This is a genomic window from Elusimicrobiota bacterium, assembly GCA_040757695.1.
In the GTDB taxonomy this organism is placed as follows: domain Bacteria; phylum Elusimicrobiota; class UBA8919; order UBA8919; family UBA8919; genus JBFLWK01.
Window position 1 is genome coordinate 1 of the sequence record JBFLWK010000108.1, and the last position, 6,487, is coordinate 6,487.

At 39.9% G+C, this 6,487-nt stretch carries 7 protein-coding genes; all 7 read left to right on the top strand.

The window, feature by feature from the left end; all coding sequences use genetic code 11:
- Nucleotides 1-129: 129 nt before the first annotated feature.
- Nucleotides 130-699: a hypothetical protein gene (locus AB1349_12325; GenBank protein ID MEW6558114.1), complete on the top strand. Its 570-nt coding sequence runs from the start codon at nt 130-132 to the stop codon at nt 697-699.
- Complete coding sequence (locus tag AB1349_12330; GenBank protein MEW6558115.1) at nt 686-1,750, top strand: DUF6094 domain-containing protein; 1,065 nt, start codon at nt 686-688, stop codon at nt 1,748-1,750. Before AB1349_12325 ends, AB1349_12330 begins: the two co-directional genes overlap by 14 nt.
- A gap of 92 nt (nt 1,751-1,842) precedes the next feature.
- Nucleotides 1,843-4,014 (top strand): SNF2-related protein, encoded by a 2,172-nt coding sequence (locus AB1349_12335; protein MEW6558116.1) that lies wholly within the window; start codon nt 1,843-1,845, stop codon nt 4,012-4,014.
- 23 nt (nt 4,015-4,037) lie between these two features.
- Complete coding sequence (locus tag AB1349_12340) at nt 4,038-5,069, top strand: PDDEXK nuclease domain-containing protein (protein ID MEW6558117.1); 1,032 nt, start codon at nt 4,038-4,040, stop codon at nt 5,067-5,069.
- A gap of 207 nt (nt 5,070-5,276) precedes the next feature.
- Nucleotides 5,277-5,876: a hypothetical protein gene (locus AB1349_12345; GenBank protein ID MEW6558118.1), complete on the top strand. Its 600-nt coding sequence runs from the start codon at nt 5,277-5,279 to the stop codon at nt 5,874-5,876.
- A gap of 65 nt (nt 5,877-5,941) precedes the next feature.
- The gene (locus AB1349_12350; protein ID MEW6558119.1) at nt 5,942-6,109 is read left to right on the top strand and encodes a hypothetical protein; all 168 of its coding nucleotides are present in this window, start codon (nt 5,942-5,944) and stop codon (nt 6,107-6,109) included.
- A gap of 50 nt (nt 6,110-6,159) precedes the next feature.
- The coding region (locus AB1349_12355) for a hypothetical protein (protein MEW6558120.1) at nt 6,160-6,487 on the top strand (328 nt) is incomplete at its 3' end.

Here is a 6,487-nt window from a genome sequence, read left to right on the forward strand (position 1 = left end):
CTTGGAGAAAGATTGGATAGATTTAAAAAAGAACATAACATTCCAGATTAAAGTTTTGTAGCCGTAATAACTTTTTAAGCGACATAATTTACCGTGTCGCTTTTTTTATTGTCAAAACCTTGTATCAATATGAAAAAAGAATATCTAAAAATCGGTTATGATGGTGCGAACTCAACGCTGTTAGAACTCTTGCGGGACAACTCAAACCTGATTTATGCTCGGTTCATCGGCTACAAATCAACCAACAGGGCGATATGGTCGGCACTGCACAACCATTCGCTTTCAATTACCGACGGAACTTCTGTCTATAAAGGTTATGAAACAAAATACTATTCTTACTCAAAGCAATTTCCGAGCGGACTTTCCGAGATGGTAATAATTTCCTCTCTGGCAATGCCGAAGCATATTGCCGAAACAGAAAAAACCTTTTATGTTTTATCCCGGACAGAACAACCCGACTACAATTTATTTTTTGAGTTACTTAACAAGGTCTCAAAAGTCCCGCTTCAAAAGGACTGGTCGGAATATCTTTTTCATTCTATCCTGAAAGAGACGCAAGACGCTGACTATTCTTATTATGGTATATCCGGATTACCCGATAGCGTAAATGTTCACGGCTGGAAAGTAGAATATAACGAGGAGCAGTTGCTCACTCATATTAAAAAACTTTTATCGGAGGCGAAAGATGGCACGGCTTGAAAGCGTAGCGAAGCAGGGCTTTTATCCGACACCTGAAATTGTCGGCGATTTAATTACCCAATACATTCAACCGACTGATAAATTATTTTACGCACTTGACCCTTGCTGTGGCGAGGGGACTGCACTTAAAAATCTTGTTAGTAAAATTGGTTCTAACGGCAAATCATACGGAATAGAAATCAATTCTGATAGAGCAAAAAAGTCCGAGCAGGCGCTTGATAAAGTGCTTAATATGGACATCAGCGACCTAAACTGCCCGAAGGGTGCTTTTTCTGTTATGCTATTAAACCCGCCTTACGACTATGACGAAAACGGGAAGCGATTAGAGTATGTTTTTCTGAAAGCGACGACAAAGTATTTACGGACTTCTGGGCTTTTGATTTACATAATCCCGCAAGACCAGATTAGTTGTGCCTCCGAGTATCTGTCGGCAAACTATAAAGACATAAAAGTTTTTCAATTTCCTGAAAAAGAATATGAAGCATTCGGGCAGGTAGTGATTTTTGGAGTGAAAAAAGATAAGGCGAGTTTTGATAATGAGACCAAGCAGAAACTAAATCATATTTGCTGGTATGATAAATCGGTTAGCGGTGAGCGGTTAGCGGTTCTTGGTTACCGAGCACCGAGCACCAAGCACCAAATACCGCTTTATGTAATACCACAGGCGCTACTCAAAGATTTTAATTTTAATTCTCTATCAGTAATAATTGAAACCGCTATTAAAGAAGCGGACACAGATGGATTATGGAAAAGCGGGGCATTCTTACAGGATTTATACGGGAATACCGACGAGAATTCTACGCTCAATCCCTTACTGCCTCTCAAAAAAGGACACCTGACGCTTTTAATTGCCTCTGGTATGTTTAATAATCAGGTGCTTGAAAAGAAAGGCAAAAAAGTAATTGTCAAGGGCAGGACATATAAAATCACGGACACATCAACCGACCCCACCGACGATACTTCAACCGAAACGGACAGATTTATCACAGAAATATCAGTCCTGAATTTGAGAACTGGCGAATTAGAGTTAGTGAATAACACAGCACCGTAAAGACGGGTAGAAAGGTAGAGAGGTAGAAAGGTAGAAAGGAAAAACCTGTCGCATAATCTCTTTTTATGTCCTTGCATAGCCAGGGGAACGAAATGGAACTGAAAGAATTTATATCCGACTGGAAAGATGTTTTGACTAAAAAAGTTGTTGAAAGTTTTACGCCGATATATCAGTTTGAACAGAAAGCGGGAAGTAATTCTGTTTTATCAAGCCTCAAACGAAAACTTTTACCATCACAGGAACACATTGCACTTGCTATCAGGCGGTATCTTTCTAAAAACAAAACCGCCTTTATAGTCGGTGAGATGGGCGTAGGCAAGACGATTTTATCAGTCGGCATTTCAGCACTTCTGAAATCCAGCGACCATTCACCGCTCACCGATAACCGCTCACCGATAACCGCTCTAATAATGTGTCCGAGCCATCTCTGTAAGAAGTGGGAGCGAGAAATAAAAAAGACGCTTGATAACTCTGCGGTATTTCAAATCACAAGCATAACTGATTTTGAGACCGCCCTATCAACTGTCAACCGTCAACTATCAACTTTCTTTATTCTGTCAAAAGAAACGGCAAAACTCTCTTACGAGTGGAAGCCATCGGCTATTTATGAGCCGAACCGCCGAGATGGTAATTGCTTCTGTCCCGACTGCGGAACACTCTTAATTGATACCGAGAATGAAATTCCCTTACGCTTTACTGACCTTTACAATAAAAAACCAAAATGTCATAAATGTGGCGGGGCATTGTGGCAGTCAACACGGCTCTTAAAAGGCAAAGGCAAAGCCAGATACTCACTGGCAAAATACATTCACGATAAATACAAAAGATTTTTTGACCTGCTTGTCATAGACGAGGCGCATCAATACAAAGCGAGTGGCTCTGCACAAGGGCAGAGTATGTCACTGCTTGTCTCATCGGCAAAAAAAGTCCTTACTCTTACAGGCACGATATTCGGTGGACGCTCAACTTCGCTCTTTTACATTCTTTATCGGCTCACTCACTCTGTCAAAGAAAAATACGAATTCAGGGCAGAGAAAGAGTGGGCAAAACGCTACGGAATAATTCAGAGAATTACAAAAGCGAAAGAGAATGAGTATTCCTCCGACGGGCATTCATCATCATCAAGAGAATACAGAACGCTTGTCAGAGAATTACCCGGAGCCAGTCCTGATATTATTAACTTTTTACTGGACAAGACCGCATTTTTCAAGTTGTCGGATTTAGGCGTATCACTGCCGAAATACACGGAAGCGGTAATTGAAAGCAAAATGGAAAAAGAACACCAGCAGGAATATGAAAAGTTAGAAAGTTTTTTATTAGATGAAATCAGGTCTGTTTTGCACCAAAGAAAAAGAGATGAAAACGAGCCGAAAAACCCTGTCAACATCGGACTTTACTTACAAATGCTTTTAACTTATCCCGACCAGCCGTTCAGGAATTATAACATAATCAATACTGACGGGCTGGAACTTTACTCTGCGAAAAAGTTTAATGAAAGCACAATTTACCCGAAAGAGCAAAAACTTATTGAACTTGTTAAAACTGAACTTTCACAAAAACGGAATGTTTGGATTTACTGCACTCATACACATAACCGAGACATCACAGACCGCTTACAGAAAATACTTTTAGCGGAAGGCATAACATCGGCGATATTAAAGCAATCCGTAAATGCACGGAAGCGTGAGGAATGGATAGCAAAGCAGGTTTCTGCTAGTGTCAGGGTAGTAATAAGCAACCCCCGATTAGTTGAAACGGGGCTTGATTTAATTGACTTTCCGACGCTTGTATTTTTTGAGACGGAATACAGCACCTACACATTAAGGCAGTCAAGCAGACGCTCCTGGCGAATTGGTCAGAAGCAACCTGTTAAGGTTTTTTATTTTTGTTATGCGGACACCATCCAGCAAAAGGCACTCTCACTGGTAGCAAAGAAAATCAAATCAGCGATGATGGTTGACGGCGATGTAATTTTTGAGGGAACGGTTGCAGAATACAAAGACGAGGGCAACTTCTTTATGGAGTTAGCGAGGGATATAATTGACGCTTCCGATGTAGACGATTTAAGCAAGATATTTAATGAAGTTGCGAACACGGAATCGCAGGGCAATGAATTTTTGCTTGACCATCAGATTGAAATTGAACCCGTGATGAAACCGATAACCGAACACCGAGCACCGCCAACCGCAGATATACCGACGGAATGTTTAATAAAAAACGAGGATTTAAGCAAGTATATCCAGCAAGAACTTTTTAGTTTTTGATGTCGCATTTTTATTGACTTTTTATGAATAAAGGGTATAATAAAACCAGTATGGAAAAGAAAAATATGATTATTAAAAGTGGACAAAAGTCCGATATTGATAAAAAGGGCTACAATGTTTTACTTAACGATATAAAAAGCATTCTTGAAAAAGCGAAATATCAGGTGTACAAAGCAGTAGATAATATAAGAGTTCAAACATACTGGCAGGTTGGCGAAAGGATTACGAGAGAAGAACTCAAATATAAAGACAGAGCAGATTATGGAGAAAGAATCGTAGAAAAATTGGCTGTTGACTTAGCAATGGAACGCAGGCTGTTATTTGAAATTATACAATTTTTTAAGGTATATCCAATTGTGCACACACTGCGTGCACAATTGAGTTGGAGTCATTATGGTTTGCTAATTCGTATTCAAGAAAAGATTGTAAGAGAATTTTACGAAGGACAAACCATACAGAATAATTGGAGCACCCGAGAATTAGAGAGACAGATAAAATCTGGTCTGTATGAACGAATGCACAAAGAAGGTAAAATAATTGTAAGTCAACCAATCGTTCCAGCCCTGCCGGAAAAAATATTCAAAGACACATATAACTTTGATTTTATGAAACTTGAAAATAATTATTCCGAAAAATCAGTTGAAGATGAACTTATCAGAAATGTTGAAGCGTTATTATTGGAATTCGGGCAGGATTTTTCACTTGCAGGTAGACAACGAAAAATTGTTATTGATAAACAGATACATTATGTTGACCTTGAATTTTATCACAGGGGCATACCATGTATAGTGCTTGTGGATATAAAAGTCGGTAAATTCAAAAGTGAGTATGTTGGTCAGATGAATAAATATTTGAATTACTATAAAGAAAAGCGGAAATATGGTTGGGAAAAAAATCCGATTGGATTGATTGTATGCGAATATAAAGGCGAAGAAGAGGTTCATTTTGCTCTTGGCGGGCTTGAAAATAAAATTTTTGTTGCTGAATACAGAAAAAAACTTCCTACTGAAAAGGAAATAAAAACCAAACTTAAAGAAATAAGAAAGATCAACTAACCATATTTAACAACTTGAAATTCCATTTTGGAATATCAAGATAGAGCGGTGTTCCCCGATGTTCATCTGGGGATGTCGCTTTTTTTATTGTCAAATCTTTGTATGTATAAGGAAGGAAGCCGTAAGTCCTGAACCCGATTGTAGCCCCCGAATTTATTCGGGAGTGAGCGAAGCGAAAAAGGGCAGGCAGGCGAGGAGTAAAAACAAATGACGCTTAAAGATGTTTTACTTCAAGTGGTAAAAATAGCAAAAGAAATCCAGTCTGAGACTGGCTTTATGTTTTCAAGTGAAGCCGTTGTCTCTCTGGCACAGACCGTTTACAACAACGCTCTGAAAGACATCAGAGTTGAGTTAATGAACGGGAACGGGAAATTACAGGCGGTCGGTAAAAACCCGTCGGGAGTAAAACTTGCCACCGAAAAGCAGATTGCCCTGCTTCAGAAAATTGACAAGGAACAGGGCGGAGCGGTAATGAATGACTTGCTTTCAAGAGGCATTAGAACCACTGCCGGGCTGACGATGACAATTGCCTCTGAACTCATTACGAATTTCGGCAAGACACCGACGGCAACTCCGCCACCGAAGCCGACACCGACAAAAGAAGTTCCACAGAAAACAGAGACACCGACGGAAAGTATCACCGAAAAGCAGATTAAATATCTGTATGTTCTGGCTTCTAAACTCGGGCACGGCAACGGTCAGGCGAAAGACTGGCTCAAAAATTACTTCAAAGTTGCTTCGCTGAATGCCCTGACAAAGGCACAGGCGAAAAGCGGAATTGACGCTTTACAAAGACAGGTAAATTAAGTATAATACAGGGCGAGGAAAACCCTTCCTATCCCCGCCCTGTTATACTTACCGCAGGGGGCTGAATGTTTTACATTAAATCCAGTTCGGTTCGTAAGAAAGCAAAGCAATTCAATAAACGAGTTTCAACATCTTTTTTATCATTGCTTGACCAAAAGGTAGACCGCTTAATTGAAACGGCTATCAAAAATGCGAATAACTTTAAGACACTAACAAGGAACGATTTATTTTAAGTGTCGCTTTTTTGTTTTTGGTTTCCTTGTAGGAGTGGGAGGATAAGAAAATGGGTTTAATTGGTTTCAGATGTCCAGTAGGAAGTGTAACAGCAGGAACGGAAATTGACTTTATTAGTTGTCTCAAATGCCAGACGCCGTGTCTGCCAGTAATGATACGGGCTGGAATTATAAAGTCGCACCAATACAGGGGCGAGAGTATTTCAGCGACGACAATAACGGGTTGTCTTCGTCAAACATTTTTATCACGGAAGGTTGACTACTATGCCAATCCGCAGACGCTTACTTACTCTGCTTTTCGTGGTTCTGTGATACATACAATTTTAGAGAACATCGCACAGAGCAGTTTTCAGGGTGGTAATGTAAAGGTAGACCTTG

Excerpts from the sequence above, each read along its gene's own strand:
- AB1349_12325 (MEW6558114.1), top strand. The coding sequence starts at position 130 with ATGAAAAAAGAATATCTAAAAATCGGTTATGATGGTGCGAACTCAACG.
- AB1349_12330 (MEW6558115.1), top strand. The coding sequence starts at position 686 with ATGGCACGGCTTGAAAGCGTAGCGAAGCAGGGCTTTTATCCGACACCT.
- AB1349_12335 (MEW6558116.1), top strand. The coding sequence starts at position 1,843 with ATGGAACTGAAAGAATTTATATCCGACTGGAAAGATGTTTTGACTAAA.
- AB1349_12340 (MEW6558117.1), top strand. The coding sequence starts at position 4,038 with ATGAATAAAGGGTATAATAAAACCAGTATGGAAAAGAAAAATATGATT.
- AB1349_12345 (MEW6558118.1), top strand. The coding sequence starts at position 5,277 with ATGACGCTTAAAGATGTTTTACTTCAAGTGGTAAAAATAGCAAAAGAA.
- AB1349_12350 (MEW6558119.1), top strand. The coding sequence starts at position 5,942 with ATGTTTTACATTAAATCCAGTTCGGTTCGTAAGAAAGCAAAGCAATTC.